Origin of the sequence: uncultured Desulfosarcina sp. (assembly GCF_963664155.2) — a bacterium.
GTDB lineage: Bacteria > Desulfobacterota > Desulfobacteria > Desulfobacterales > Desulfosarcinaceae > Desulfosarcina.
In genome coordinates, this window is sequence record NZ_CAXXXH010000002.1 from 333,204 (window position 1) to 346,947 (window position 13,744).

General features: G+C 55.1%; 10 protein-coding genes. 9 read left to right on the top strand and 1 reads right to left on the bottom strand.

What is annotated here, in order from left to right; all coding sequences use genetic code 11:
* Positions 1 to 52: 52 nt before the first annotated feature.
* The 5 genes from ACHZBS_RS25755 (at position 53) to ACHZBS_RS25775 (ending at position 7,454) form a co-directional block, all read left to right on the top strand.
* Entirely contained in the window at positions 53 to 2,512 is a 2,460-nt protein-coding gene (locus ACHZBS_RS25755) for an MMPL family transporter (protein WP_319409410.1), read from the top strand.
* Between the two features lie 187 nt (positions 2,513 to 2,699).
* Entirely contained in the window at positions 2,700 to 4,067 is a 1,368-nt protein-coding gene (locus ACHZBS_RS25760; protein WP_319409411.1) for a DUF1329 domain-containing protein, read from the top strand.
* Positions 4,068 to 4,174: 107 nt separating this feature from the next.
* The gene (locus ACHZBS_RS25765; RefSeq protein ID WP_319409412.1) at positions 4,175 to 5,587 is read left to right on the top strand and encodes a DUF1302 family protein; all 1,413 of its coding nucleotides are present in this window, start codon (positions 4,175 to 4,177) and stop codon (positions 5,585 to 5,587) included.
* Between the two features lie 259 nt (positions 5,588 to 5,846).
* Positions 5,847 to 6,614: an SDR family NAD(P)-dependent oxidoreductase gene (locus ACHZBS_RS25770; RefSeq protein ID WP_319409413.1), complete on the top strand. Its 768-nt coding sequence runs from the start codon at positions 5,847 to 5,849 to the stop codon at positions 6,612 to 6,614.
* Positions 6,615 to 6,635: 21 nt separating this feature from the next.
* Entirely contained in the window at positions 6,636 to 7,454 is an 819-nt protein-coding gene (locus tag ACHZBS_RS25775; RefSeq protein WP_319409414.1) for a glucose 1-dehydrogenase, read from the top strand.
* A gap of 201 nt (positions 7,455 to 7,655) precedes the next feature.
* On the opposite strand, the gene ACHZBS_RS25780 is transcribed toward ACHZBS_RS25775, so the two are convergent.
* Positions 7,656 to 8,681 (bottom strand): NADP-dependent oxidoreductase, encoded by a 1,026-nt coding sequence (locus tag ACHZBS_RS25780; RefSeq protein ID WP_319409415.1) that lies wholly within the window; start codon positions 8,679 to 8,681, stop codon positions 7,656 to 7,658.
* Positions 8,682 to 9,252: 571 nt separating this feature from the next.
* Between ACHZBS_RS25780 and ACHZBS_RS25785 the strand changes: the two genes are divergently transcribed.
* The 4 genes from ACHZBS_RS25785 to ACHZBS_RS25800 are packed head-to-tail and all read left to right on the top strand — an operon-like array spanning position 9,253 to position 13,720.
* Positions 9,253 to 9,936 carry a DUF2284 domain-containing protein gene (locus tag ACHZBS_RS25785; RefSeq protein WP_319409416.1) on the top strand — a complete coding sequence of 228 codons (684 nt, stop codon included), beginning with the start codon at positions 9,253 to 9,255 and terminating at the stop codon, positions 9,934 to 9,936.
* A gap of 44 nt (positions 9,937 to 9,980) precedes the next feature.
* On the top strand, positions 9,981 to 10,346 hold the full coding sequence (locus tag ACHZBS_RS25790; RefSeq protein WP_319409417.1) for a nuclear transport factor 2 family protein: 366 nt from the start codon (positions 9,981 to 9,983) through the stop codon (positions 10,344 to 10,346).
* Between the two features lie 24 nt (positions 10,347 to 10,370).
* Positions 10,371 to 12,434: an FAD-dependent oxidoreductase gene (locus tag ACHZBS_RS25795; protein WP_319409418.1), complete on the top strand. Its 2,064-nt coding sequence runs from the start codon at positions 10,371 to 10,373 to the stop codon at positions 12,432 to 12,434.
* 5 nt (positions 12,435 to 12,439) lie between these two features.
* On the top strand, positions 12,440 to 13,720 hold the full coding sequence (locus ACHZBS_RS25800; protein WP_319409419.1) for an MFS transporter: 1,281 nt from the start codon (positions 12,440 to 12,442) through the stop codon (positions 13,718 to 13,720).
* The last annotated feature ends 24 nt before the right edge of the window (positions 13,721 to 13,744 follow it).

Sequence of the window (13,744 nt, forward strand, 5' to 3'; positions counted from 1 at the left end):
AAACAATAAAAACCAATTCATACCGCATTGGGTAAAGACAGGGAAGACAGCTATGCAGGAACGCGAAAATCAGTTTTGGTACAGGTTTGTCGAAAAGCAGCTGAAATACCGCTATTGGATCTTAGGTATCATGACCATCCTGACATTGGTGTTCGCAGCCAATGTGTTTTTCAAGCTAAAAGTCGTGACCAACTTCTTCGACCTCTACCCTCCTAAGCACCAATATATCCAGCTCTATAAGGAATTCAGGAAAATGTTCGGTTCGGCCAATGTGCTGACCATCATTTTGGAGCGAACGGACGGCAAGGAGATCTACCATCCCGATACCTTGGAAAAGCTGGATACGCTGACCCGGGGCATACTGGAAACCAGTGGGGTCAACCCCCTTCAGGTCGCTTCGGCCGTGCATCCCAAGGTCAAGCAGGTTGTCACCGGCTCCGCCGGAATCGGTATCTTCCCGTTGACCCATCCCTCGGCCGGGTATCCAAAAACCGAAGAAGAAGCCCAGGCCTTCCGGAAGAGAGTATACAGCAACGCTGGCGTTCGGGGATTTTATATCGCCCTGGACGACAAATCGGCAGTGGTCTATGCCGGATTGTGGGAGGAAGGACTCGATTTCGCTTATCTGTTCAAAGCGATCAACGAGCTTACCGCCAAGGTCGAAGACGGCAAGCATGTCTGCTATGTATCGGGCTATCCGATGCTTTACGCCTGGATGGATTACTACAAAACCCAGTTGCTGATCGTCCTGCTGATTACAATTACCGCCATCGTGATTACGCTGGCGTTTTATTTCAGAAGCGTCAGGGGGGTGCTGATTCCCCTGGTTTCCGGGGTCGTGAGTGCCATCTGGGGGTTGGGCTTCGCCGGGATGGCCGGGTTCAACATCGACCCGCTGCTGCTGGTGGTCCCCATCCTGCTGTCCGCCCGGGCACTGTCCCATTCGTGTCAATGCATGGACCGCTACCACCAGGAATTTGCGGTGCTGCTGGATAAGCGCAAGGCCATTATCGTCGCCTATTCGGAGGTGTTCGCCCCATGCATGGCCGGGGCGATCACCGACGGCCTGGGATGCTTGACCATCGCCTTCGCCAGCATTCCGCTGATGCAGAAACTAGCCTTCATCTCCTCCTTCTGGGTCATCAGCATCCTCGTTGCCGTGACTTTGCTGAATCCGATCATCATCTATTTCCTGCCGACGCCGAACATCCAGGACAAGGTCAAGGTGCGCAGCTGGCTGGGAAAAAGGAAGGTTTCCACTTGGTCTCTCGCCTATCAGAAAACCATGGAATTCCTAGTCAAATTGTCCGGGCCGCGGATGAAATGGGGTGTCCTGACCATCGTCCTCCTGCTGGCGCTGCCCGGGGCCTACACGGCCACCCATCTCAAAATCGGCGATTCCAGCGCCGGCGGCGCCATCCTCTATGCGGATCATCCCTACAACGTGGCGGCCGCCAAGATCAACGAGAAGTTTGTCGGCGGCTCCCGCCTCGTGGTGGTGGTCAAGGGAAAAGAAAAGGGGGCCATCAAGGATGCCCACACCCTGCAGGTCATGGACCAGTTGGGCAACTATATGAAGAACAACATCCCCAACGTGGGCGGCACCATGAGCCTGACCGACCTGGTGCGCGGGATCTACCGCCTCTTCCATGATGGATCGCCTAAATGGGAAATCGTACCGACCAACAAGCAGCATCTGGGGGGCATCTATTTCATGCTGGCCAGCAATATGGCACCGGGAGAGATGGATCAGTTCGTCAGCCTGCCCGATTACACCCACTCCAACGTGACCGCCTTTTTCAGAAACTACAATGCCTCAACGATCAAGTCGGCCATCGCCGAAACCAAGGAGTTCGCCGAACGGGTGAACAGCGATCCCGATTCGAAGGTCGAGATCAAACTCGCCGGCGGCATCCTCGGTATCCTGGCGGCGGTCAACGAAGAGGTCGAGTGGTCCTACTGGGCGATCTTCATCATCATCTTTTCGACAGTCTTCGTCATCTGCCTTATCACCTACCGGTCGATCAAAGCAGCCCTGATCCTGATCATCCCGGTATTTGTCGCCCAGGTGCTGTGCGATCTGTTCATGATGCTCAACCACATCGACCTGAATATCGACTCGCTCCCGGTGGCCTCCGTTGGGGTCGGCGTGGGGATCGACTATGGCATCTACCTGATGAGCCGGCTGAGGGAAGAGTGCGGGAAAACGAACGATTTTGAAAAAGCGAAGCTGATCGCCCTGACCACCACCGGCAAGACAATCATGTTTACGGCGCTCACCATCGCCGTGGCTTTGATTCCATGGCTTTTTTCTTCACTGAAATTTCAGGCCGAGATGGGAATTTTGATCCTTTTCCTGATGATTTTCAACATGATCGGAGCGCTTGTCTTCGTGCCGGCCCTTTCCGCCGTACTCAAGCCAAACTTTGTTAAAAATATGGCAATCCGTAAATCAGACTCGAAGGAGGTCGCCATGGCGGGCGCCCGACGACGCAAGTGCCATATTGATTGAGGGATGGGATATCGCAATCAGAACAACAACACTGCCAAAGAAAGGAGAAAAGATCAGATGGGGAAGCTCCGTCGAATCAAACCTCGATAGGAAGATGGAGTAGTTTGGAATGGGGCCTCGAGCTGGAATTGCGAAGGAAAAAAGACATCCCGGTGTGCATGAACCATTAAAGAACGAGGAGGAGAAATTGAAAACAAAAAGCATTTTCACAGGAATACTCTTGATGGTTTTTCTGTTGAGCGCTGTTGCCGCGACGGCAATGGCGAGAGACTGGAAGCAAGAACAGGATCAGATGTTCGCCACGATTGGGGCCAAGCCCGGCGATGTTTTCGACAAGAACAACGTCGATCAGATCGCCAAATACCTGCCGCCGGGTGTTGTGACCTGGGTGAAACGGGGTGAATTGACCATCAAGCTCGCTGATCTGAAGTACGATGTCTATCCGGGTGAGGAATGGGAGACGTTGTCCCAGAAAAATGTCGGCAAATACGGCCTGGACAAGAACAAGGAGATCATCGAGGTCAGCACGGGCAAGCTGCCCATTTACGTCGAGGGCGATCTTTACCCGAACATCGACTACGCCAACGATCCGGATGCCGCGATCAAATTTATCCATAACGTCGTTGCCATGCGGGGCAGGCTGGGTAGCTTGCGCTGTTTTCCCAGCACCGAGTGGGTCGGCAAGGGTGGACTCGAGCGCCTCGCCCTCAGCGAATACATCGACAACTACCAGTGGAACCGTCCGGACGGGCAGATCCCCAACCGTAATGAGATGCTCCAGCAGCAGCTCTACAAGTTCGTCAAACCCTATGATCTTCAGGGTATGACCAACTTGACGCAGCGGTTCCTCGACCCCAAGCCGGACGCGGTCTACGCTTATGTGCCGGCTATCCGCCGGGTGAAGAAGCTGTCCGGCGCCAACCGCTCCGACCCCTATGCGGGCTCCGATTTCGTCATCGACGACTCCTTCGGCTGGGCCGGCAAGAACGCCTCCATGAAGTGGACGATGGTGGAAAAAGAGGTCATCACGCTGGTGGAGATGCCCAGATGGGCGGCGGATAAGGCGATTGTTTGCAACAAGCAACAAGATGGATCCTTCATGGCAAATTCTGGTAATTTCAGGTCGGCCTACGAGGTGGAGGGGGCGACGGAGGCACCCTGGCAGAAAGTCGACGCGGTGTGGGTGCCGCGAAAGGTCCGGGTTGTCGAAGCCAATGCTTTGGATCCGTACTACACCTATGGAAAATGCATCTACCACGTCGACCCTTACATGGGATTCGTCCACAAGGCCATCTACAACCGGGCCGGCGAATACTGGAAAACCATGACGATCTTTCCGGGGTGTTATGACTGGATGGATGGCGGAAAATTGGTCCGACGCATCACCACCGGATATGTCATCGGCTACGTGGTCGTGGACGAAAAGACCCAGCATGCCTCGGTTTCCGAAGAGAGCGGCACCGTGGAAGGACAACTTCTGAATCCCAAATTCATGGATCCGACCATCAAGCTGAATATGTTCGAGCCGACATACCTCACAACGTGGAGTCGGTAGATTTCCTGCCGATCCGAGCTTTTCACAGGAGCAGAGATATCTGAAGACGAACACACCAATCATCTGGCTGAGTATAATGTCGCCAGTATAAACAAGGAGGAGAACTGATGAGGCGAACAATTCATTTGATTACCCTTGCGGTACTCATCGGGCTGTTTGTTGGGTCGACAGTCAGCTTTGCATACGAGACCGATTTTCACGGTTACCTGGAGTCCCGGGCGATAGGTCGGGACACCAACGGAGTGCAATACGGTTTTATGGACCACATGTTTGGGGTCCAGTGGATTCAGGAGCTCCAGTTGGACCTGGAAGTCCGGCCATCATACGAACAGGGACAACCGCTGGTCCGCTTTGAAAAGGCCTTTTTCCGCTACCGGGGGGCCTACGACGCCATCTTCGATACTTCCAACCAATACAATGAGGTCCGGGACGAGGCCAACTCGAGGTTCGAGCCGGGAAAAAGACAATTACGGTGGGATCAGGATCTGCGGGAATGCTTCGCCGACCTTGTGGCGGAAAATAAATATGGCGATAAGCGTGCCAACTTGAGGTTGGGCAAGCAGATCGTGATGTGGGGCGAGTCGGACGGGTTCAACCTGATGAATATTGTCAACCCCAGCGATTATTACAACAAGGCCTTTTTCTCCAACCCCGAGGACCTGGCGGCACCGTTGTGGATGGCCCGTTTTGACGGCAGTCTTCCCGGTTCGGGTTTCGTCAACAGTTTCAACCTCCAGCTGCTGGCCATCCCGGAATTCCGGCCGGCTACGTTCGGCCCTTATCTCGCCCCTTATCAGCTGGGCGCCCCGTATGTTGATGATACGGATGGTTCTTGGGGCGGTGATAATTGGGAGTTCGGTGCCCGTGTAGGTGCAACCATGGCGAGCACCAACGTCTATCTTCACTACTTCAACGGCAAACAGGACGGTCCTGCTGTCGATATCAGCACCCTGGCAGATGGTTACTTGACCCTGAGTCACCCGGACAGCGATAGCTATGGATTTTCATTCAACCATTTCGTCGGGACGGGAAACTTCATTTTCCGCGGCGAGGGATCGTTTACGACAGACAAATCTTTCACCGATTATGAGGACCCCGCGGGCAGGGGATATACGCTGCATGATTTCTACCAGGTCCTGATTGCCATCGACAAGAGCTTCTCGGCCCCCCCCATTGGAACGAACTCGGCGTTGAGCACGTCCTTTCAGATCTACTACTCCCATGTCGATGGTTATAGCCAAGATGATATGCTCCGCCCGGCACCCGAGGATACCTGGCGGGCGACCTTGCTTTTGTCGACCGATTATCTTCACGGCTCCATCAGCCCCAATATATTTGTGCTGTACGACAGCGAGGACGCCTGGCTGATCAGTCCAGGGGTGACCTACAGTCCGGACGCCAAATGGTACTTCACCGTGAGCATGGCCACGGTCTGGGGTGACAAAGACGGCCATGGCGATTACAACCCCTACATCGGGTCGAGTGGTGAGGTCGCCCTTAAGGTCGGTTATAAGTGGTAGCGATAGCTATCAAACAGTCTATAAAATGCCTTGCGTGGTATATTCATCCGAAGATAGTTTTCGATTGAACCGCGCCTCGAAAATGGATAACCAGCAACCCAGCCGGCGGGTCCACCGACCCGCCGTCGGGCAACTTTCTGGCCTCTTTATCCAGAACGTCGAACCGGGTTTGCAGGTAAACCGCACGGCCAATAGGTCATGCCGTGCAAACTATCGATGAGAATATTCCATGCCCCATAGATTTTAAAGGAGACAACCGATGAAACGACTGGAGAACCGGACAGCCATCATTACCGGTGGCGGAAGCGGCATCGGCCGGGCAATCGCCACGACTTTTGCCCGGCACGGCGCCCAGGTGTATATCCCCGATTATCTCAAGGAAAGCGCCGAAGAGACCACTAAACAGATTCAAAACGGAGGCGGCGTGGCCTATGCTGGCCAGTGCGATGTCAGTGACGAGACCAGTGTGCAGACGATGGTGGCAGACGCCATGGAGAAGATGGGATCGATCGACATCCTGGTCAACAACGCCGGAATAGAACTTCACAAGGCGATCGAAGAAATGAGCGCCGAGGAGTGGGATCGGGTCATGGCGGTTAACGTCAGGGGTATGTTCTTATGCTGCAAGCATACCATTCCCCATATGAAGAAAGCGGGCAAAGGTAATATCGTAAACATGGGATCGACCGGCGGGTATATCGCTGCGCCGTTTCAGACGGTTTACTGCGCGAGCAAAGGAGCGGTGCATCAGTTCACCAAGGCCCTGGCCTTGGAGTGCAGCCCGGCAGGCATCCGAGTAAACGCGATCGCACCCGGCGGGGTGGACACGCCCATGCTCGACTACCTTGAGGAATCGAACAAGAAAAAAGGAGTCGATGATTTGAAAGTGCGGGTCAGCGAGGTACAATTGGGGGGCCTGATACAACCGCAGGACATCGCCGATCTAGCGTTGTTTCTGGCCTCTGACGAGTCGCGGACGATTCATGGTACGGCAGTTTTGATCGATGGTGGGTATACCGCCATGTAACCTTTTCGGGAGTGGAATGCGATGGATAACATCAACAAGAGTTTCGACATGACGGGGAAGGTTTCCCTCATCACCGGTGCGGGCCGCGGAATCGGCGCCACATGCGCGGAAGTACTGGCACAGGCCGGTTCAAAAGTCATCCTTACGGATATCCTGAAAGAAGAAGGTACGGCGGTCGCAGAGAATATCAAACAGGCCGGTGGTGAAGCCATGTTTGTCTTCCAGGATGTCACCGACGAACAGGAGTGGGCGTCGGTTATCCAAAAGACAGTGGAGACCTACGGTGGGTTGGATGTGGTGGTGAACAATGCCGGTATCGAGGGCATCAACCTGGTAGAAAACATTCCCCTGGAACAGTGGCGGCAGGTGATGAGCGTGAATTTAGACGGTGTGTTCCTGGGAACCAAGCACGCCATCCGCGCGATGAAGCCGGAAGGCATCGCGGGCAAGGGTGGTTCCATCGTCAACATGTGTTCGGCCTGTGGTCTGATCGGTTGTTTCAACGCTGCAGCCTACTCGGCGTCCAAAGGAGCTGTCCGGCTGTTCACCAAGGTGGCGGCCGTCGAATGCGGACAACTCGGCTACGGCATACGGGTCAATTCTGTGCATCCCGGCATTATCCGCACCGAACTGTTCGAAAAAACCCTGCCGACATTCGTGGAAAAGGGGATGTACGCCAGCGAGGAAGAGGCCCTGGCCACGTACACAGCCATGCATCCCATCGGCAGAATTGGTACCACCCAGGATGTAGGGCAGGCGGTCCTATACCTGGCTTCGGATGCCAGCAGTTTCGTTACCGGGACGGAACTGGTCGTGGACGGAGGTTGGACCGCCCATTGATCCTGTTTGGCCGGCGTATTACAAGTCCATACGGGAAGGAAGTAATAATAATAAGGATCATCCCCATGAAACTGTTGTTTTGGAAAAGAAGGGTTAACCCCATCATATTACGTGAGGATATGCACCCCGGGGCACTGTTAAGAAAAGGCCGGCACCCTGGCGCCGGCCTTTTCTTAGATGCCTTTTTTCAATAGCCCCGCGTCAATCTTCTTCAGGAAAATCCATCTTGACTAAATTTTTCCCAATGGTCGCGCCTTTCATCATTTCGGAATAGGCTTTGCCGCAATTGGCGAGCCCTTCGGTGATGTTTTCCAATAACTTCAGTTTCCCATCTACAACCCAACTCTGGAGTTGATCCACGGCAGCAGGAATTCGGTCCATATATGTGGGTAGCAGAAAACCCTGGAACGTCAGTTGCCTGGCTACCATCTGGTAAATGTTTTGGATCGGCGTCGGGTTGTCCTGTCGATTGAATTGGCTGATCATGCCGCACCCGATGATGCGGCCATACGTTTTCATGCACAGGAACATGGCATCCAGGGTCATGCCGCCCACATTGTCGAAGTAGACATCTACGCCTTCCGGGCACAACTCCAAAACGGCCTTGGTGATATCCGGGGTTTCCCGGTACATGACCGCTGCGTCCATGCCAAGTTTTTTGGTGATCAGGTCACCTTTCTCACGGGTGCTGACGATACCGATCACCCTTAGGCCGCGCAGTTTGGCGATCTGACCGGCCATGCTGCCGGTGGCCCCTGCTGCCGCACTGATGACGATCGTTTCCCCCTCCTTGATCCTTCCGACTTCGTGAAGCCCGATGTAGGCGGTTTTTCCCGATCCTCCCAGGCCGCCTACGTAATAGGTTACCGGTATGCCTGGTCTCACCTGAAGCTTTTCCAGCAGGATGGTATTGTCATCCATTACCGAATAGTCTTCCCAATGGTTGAGGCCCCAGGCGATGTCCCCCGCTTTGAAATTCGGATTTCTCGATTCCACCACCCGACCCACAGAGGGACCCCGAATAACGCCACCGATGGGAATGGGTTCAAAGTAGGTTTTCTTTCCGCTGAGCCAGGCACGAATGGCAGCTTCCAAGGAAAAATACAAGTTGCGAACCAGAAACTGCCCCTCCTCCAGTTCGGGCACTGCTTCTTTGGTCATCCCAAAATCTTCCGGTGTGGGTACGCCAACCGGATGGGACTTCAAGGTAACTTGACGATTGATCACGGGATATCTCCTTATTATAAATTCATTATGCTTCGATGTGACGTTGAGATACGAAAAGGTCGCGACTTGTCAGTCCTCTTGAGAGTGGTCGTCCTGGCAGGTTTTGACGACGATTCGTTACTCACTCATAAGCGCTTTGGGCAGTGCGTTCCGGAACACCTTGTTGAATACTTCTCAATAACGGCTTGATGACGGTTTGTCAATGCTCGCGACAGATCGGGTGAAGTTATCGGCGCGAGGTGAAACGCTTTCGAAAGGGTTTTCACGAAAGGTTGGCGAAAAAACTGGACATCTCCTCGCGTCTGTTTCCCTATGCATCCCGCATTTTGATGGACGAGGCGAATAACGGTATATCGCGATTCTATTAACGATTAATCGATATTTGCATTGCTTCCAAAAGGGTTAATCCTCTAAGAAGCTACAAATTATGGCAATTCTAACTATTTGAAGAGTGGTATGAAATCTGCAAAGTTTATTTCAAGGCGGCATCCACCCCTTCACGTGTCGCCGAACCCTCACGAACGAGCACCATCCTGTTTTCATCGATTTCATTACCGAATAGGAGGCACCGATGCATGACAAGAAACCTATAATCATTCACACCTTCACCGAAGCGGAAGTAAAGGCGGATTTGGAAAAATACTGTCAACTGGCTTTGGATTTGGCGATGACGGCAGCCACGATTATTCCGGCTGACAAAGTTTACGTTGATAAAAGGGTCAGGGGGAAATGCATCATTCCCAAATGTGTCGCCTATGGAAGCAGCGCCCATTGTCCACCGCACAGCACGGATACCAAGGAAATCGCCGAAATTGTCTCCGGGTTTCAATGGGCGGTTCTGGTAAAGCTAAATGTGGATTCGGAATTGGTTGGGGGTGACGATTCCCTGGTCGTCGACGATGAAGGAAAAATCGTTCCGACCAAAAAACTGAAAAAGCTTCTTAACCATTACCGGAATCTTAGTGATACAGTCTCCCGCATCGAGCACCAGGCATTCTATGACGGTCATCATTTGGCTATTGCCTTTGCCGCCGGGTCCTGCCGATCGCATTATTGCAACTTTAAGGACTGTGAAGTGTTGAAAAGCGAACCGTGTCGATTCCCCGGGCGGGCCAGGCCTTCCATGGAGAGTGCCAGCATGAACGTCTACAGGATGGTGGCCGAAGCCGGTTGGGAAATGTACCCAATCGGTACGGATATCAATCCGGCCAATGTTCCCCATGCCACGTTGGTTGGTCTGGCGCTGATCGAATAGGCTCGTTTGTATACCTTTATCGTTTTAGAAAGGAGAATAGGAAAATGGACAAGAAAGATATTGAAAAATGGCTCGAAGAATACCGGGACGCGATTCGATCGATGAATACAGAAACTTGGGTGGGAAAGTTTGCCGAAGATGCCACTGCGGAAGACCCGGTGGGCGGCCCCGTTCACAAAGGTCACGAGCGGCTTCGCGCTTTTTTCGATGGTGTGCGTAAATATTCCAAGTTGCTGGACATGCAGCCTGAGTTTACGGTCGTCGCCCCACCGGAAGCGGTAGTCAAATGGACCGTGACGAACACGACGGTAAAAGACGCGAAAATCAAATTTGGGGGCATCGGCTACTATAAATTCCGGGAAGACGGCAAGCTCCTTCAAATGCGTGCCTTCTGGGATCTGAAACCATAAAACCGCATTGGATGCAACGGTATCATGAAGCTTTTCGAGCCGATCACCATTCGAAGCATGACCCTTAAAAACAGGATCTTAATGTCCTCCATGGGGTTGGGGCATGGCTATACGAATCGGCGGGTGAGAAATTTTTACGTTGCCCGTGCAAAAGGTGGGGTGGGAGCCATCAGTATCGGCGCCGGCATTCCCGGCTTGTTTTACAGTGACGATGCCTGGGGCCGGACGGGTGCAGTGAAGAAATTGATCACCCGCCTCAAATCGTTCACGCAAGCGGTACAAGACGCGGGGGCGAAGATCGGCATCCAATTTTTTCACGGAAACCAGTTCCCGATGACCCTGAATCCCAAAATCGGAGAGTTGGTTGCCCCGTCTCCCCGAATCGAGCCCGCCCCCTCCCGCAGCCCTTGGGTAGACGCCGGCGCTGCGCTACGAGAATTGACCATTGCCGAGATCGAATCCATTGTCGGGGGGTTCGGTGAAGCAGCCGCCGGTGCACGGGCTGCCGGGTTCGACTTCGTGGAGATCCATAACGCCCACGGGATGTTGCCCTGCCAATTCTTCTCGCCGATTTCCAATCAGCGCGAGGATGTTTACGGTGGCGATCTCGAGAGACGCATGCGCTTCAGCACCGATTGTGCACGTGCCATGCGCAAGGCGGTAGGTGAGGACTTCCCGCTCTTTGCCCGTCAGGGAGGCATGGATATCGCTTCCGGCGGCTTCGGTCTGGAAGACGGCATCGTTTTTGCCAAAGCGATGGTTGCGTCAGGTATCGACGTACTCAATGTTTCCATCGGTACACCGCTTTTTCAGGGAGGTTACGTGCCGGGGGGAGAAGACCCCGAAGGCACCCATGTCCATCTGGCCGCTGCGGTCAAGGCCCACGTCAATGTGCCCGTGGTTGCCGTTGGACGTATCAAGGATCCGGCCGTGGCCGAATCCATCCTGACGCGGGGAGATGCGGACATCGTGGCTATCGGCCGCCAACTGATTGCTGATCCGTCCTGGCCGAGGAAAGCTCGTTCGGGCAGGACGGATGCGATCATACCGTGCATCGACTGCCACGAGTGTTACAAACGCAGCACCGCCGAGAACGGGGTCGAGTGCACGTCGAACTACAGCGTCTCCCGTGAGGGCGAGCTGGGTCCACCGGTTGCCATCGCGCCTAAAAGGGTCCTGGTCGTGGGTGGTGGCCCCGCAGGGATGGAAGCGGCTCGTGTGGCCGCCGCGCGGGGCCATCGGGTGACGTTGGTCGAGAAGGGGTGTCAGTTGGGTGGGGCGTTGCTCCTACAGGCCATGATTCCGGCCAAACAGCCGGTGGACCGGCTGACCCGCTATCTGACACGGCAGGTCAAGGCGGCCGGAGTAACGGTCAGGCTCCACCGTAAGGCGGCGCCAGCCGAGATTGGGCGATATCGCCCCGATGCGGTGGTCCTCGCGCCGGGAGCCATCCCGGTCATGCCCAGTATTCCCGGCATCGACCGGGAAAATGTCATCAGCGGCGGCCTGCTCCGGGAAATGATGGGTGGTGTTCTGCCCAAAGGAACCACCATCCGCAGAGGCTGGCGCGGTGTCCTGGTCCGCCTGGGCGCCATGTTTTTACGTCTGCCCTGGAATCTGCCGGCCAGGAACCTTCTCGCTGCCATTGGTATCCCGATCATTTTCCAAAAGCGCGTGGTGATCATGGGCGGTGATCTGACGGCATGCCAACTGGCCGACTTTCTATCCAGTAAGAGACGCGAGGTAACGATCGCTGCCATGGAAAGCGAGCTGGCCTCGGACCTGCCGAGCACACTGCAGCAGCGACTCCTGCGGCGACTGGACGGAAAAGGGGTGACAATCGAAAAAGGTGTCGCCAAATTCAATCGCATCACCGCATCCGGGCTGGTGATCGTCGATCGGCGTGGACACCGAAAAACCCTCTGTGCCGACACCGTCATGCCCATGTTGGCCCGGGACGCCGCCGCTTGGCCGGACTCAGGGCTGACGCCGGCGGCATGTGGGGTATTCGTTGCCGGCGACTGCGCCGCACCGTTCAAGCTGCTTCACGCGGTCCATGACGGGGCGCGCGTGGGACGCGAAATCTGACGGCAATGGCGACGAACAAGGAATATTTCTACGGGTGGACGCTGGTCGGCGTCATGTTCATGCTATATCTGATCAACGGCACCTTCCCCTACTATGGTGCCAGTGTGATCAATACCCACATGGCCCACTCGCTGGACCTCTCCAAATCAGTGCTGGGGCTCGGCTTTTCCGTCTTTACCATTTCCCTGGCCCTCTCCGCCCCCCTCGTCGGATTTTGCATCACCCGGCGCGGCATCCGGTTCACCTTCACCATGGGCGGCCTGATTATCCTGGTCGGCGCCGTCCTCATGGCCACGGTCGTTACCAGCGGCTGGCTGTTCATCCTGGTTTTCGGGATTGTGGTCGGCCTGGGGGTGAGCATGGGCAGCGCGATCCCTGCGCAAACGGGCGTGACCAACTGGTTCCGGCGGAGGCGGGCCATGGCCATGGCTATCGTCCTGTCGTCCACAGGCATTGGCGCCATCGTATGTACACCGTTGATGAACCGGGTGATCGTCAGCTTCGATCACGACTGGCGGGCCGGTTGGCTCCTGGTCATTGCAATGACTGTGGTCTCCAGCTTTTTGGCAGCCATAGCAGTAAAAAACCGGCCCGAGGACCTGGGCCAGGTGCCGGATGGGATACCGGGGGGATCGAATCCGGCTGTCCGTACCAAAGCTCACCACGTTTACCAGTCCGCCGGTTCCTGGTCACTGAAGGCCTCGCTCGGCACCCGGGCTATTTGGCTCATTGTTTTTGCGGCCATCGCTTTTCTGTGCCCCTTCGTGACCTGCGTCGCGCATAGCCTGGTGCATCTGCAGTCCCTTGGCTGTCCTGATACCCTCGTGGTCCTCTCTCTAGGCCTGATGGCGTTTTTCAGTATTATTGGCCGGCTTCTGGCCGGTGGCCTTGGGGATCGGGTCGAGCCTCGGCGAATATGGTCTGTCGCCCTGTTTTCAACCGCTATGGGCATGATTTTTCTCATCCATTTCGATGACTGGGGGAACGCTGCCGTTTACCTCTATGCCTTCTGCATGGGAGCCGGCATGGGTGGCGCTTATGTCTCACTGGCGACCATCGTCGGCAATTACTTCGGGCCTCGGTACTTCGCTTCGATCATGGGCACCATCTTTCCGATCATTTTCCTCGTGGCCGGGGTCGCCCCATACGCCGCCGGATTCAATTACGATCTTCAGGGAAATTACACCGCTGCATTTTATGTTCTGATGGTGCTTTCCATCACCGGTGCGGTGGCGATCCTGTTTGCCGCTCCGCCGTCGACCGGTCGGGATGAGGTCCCGGTGTGAAGCGAGCCCGGACCCTTGGCCGCT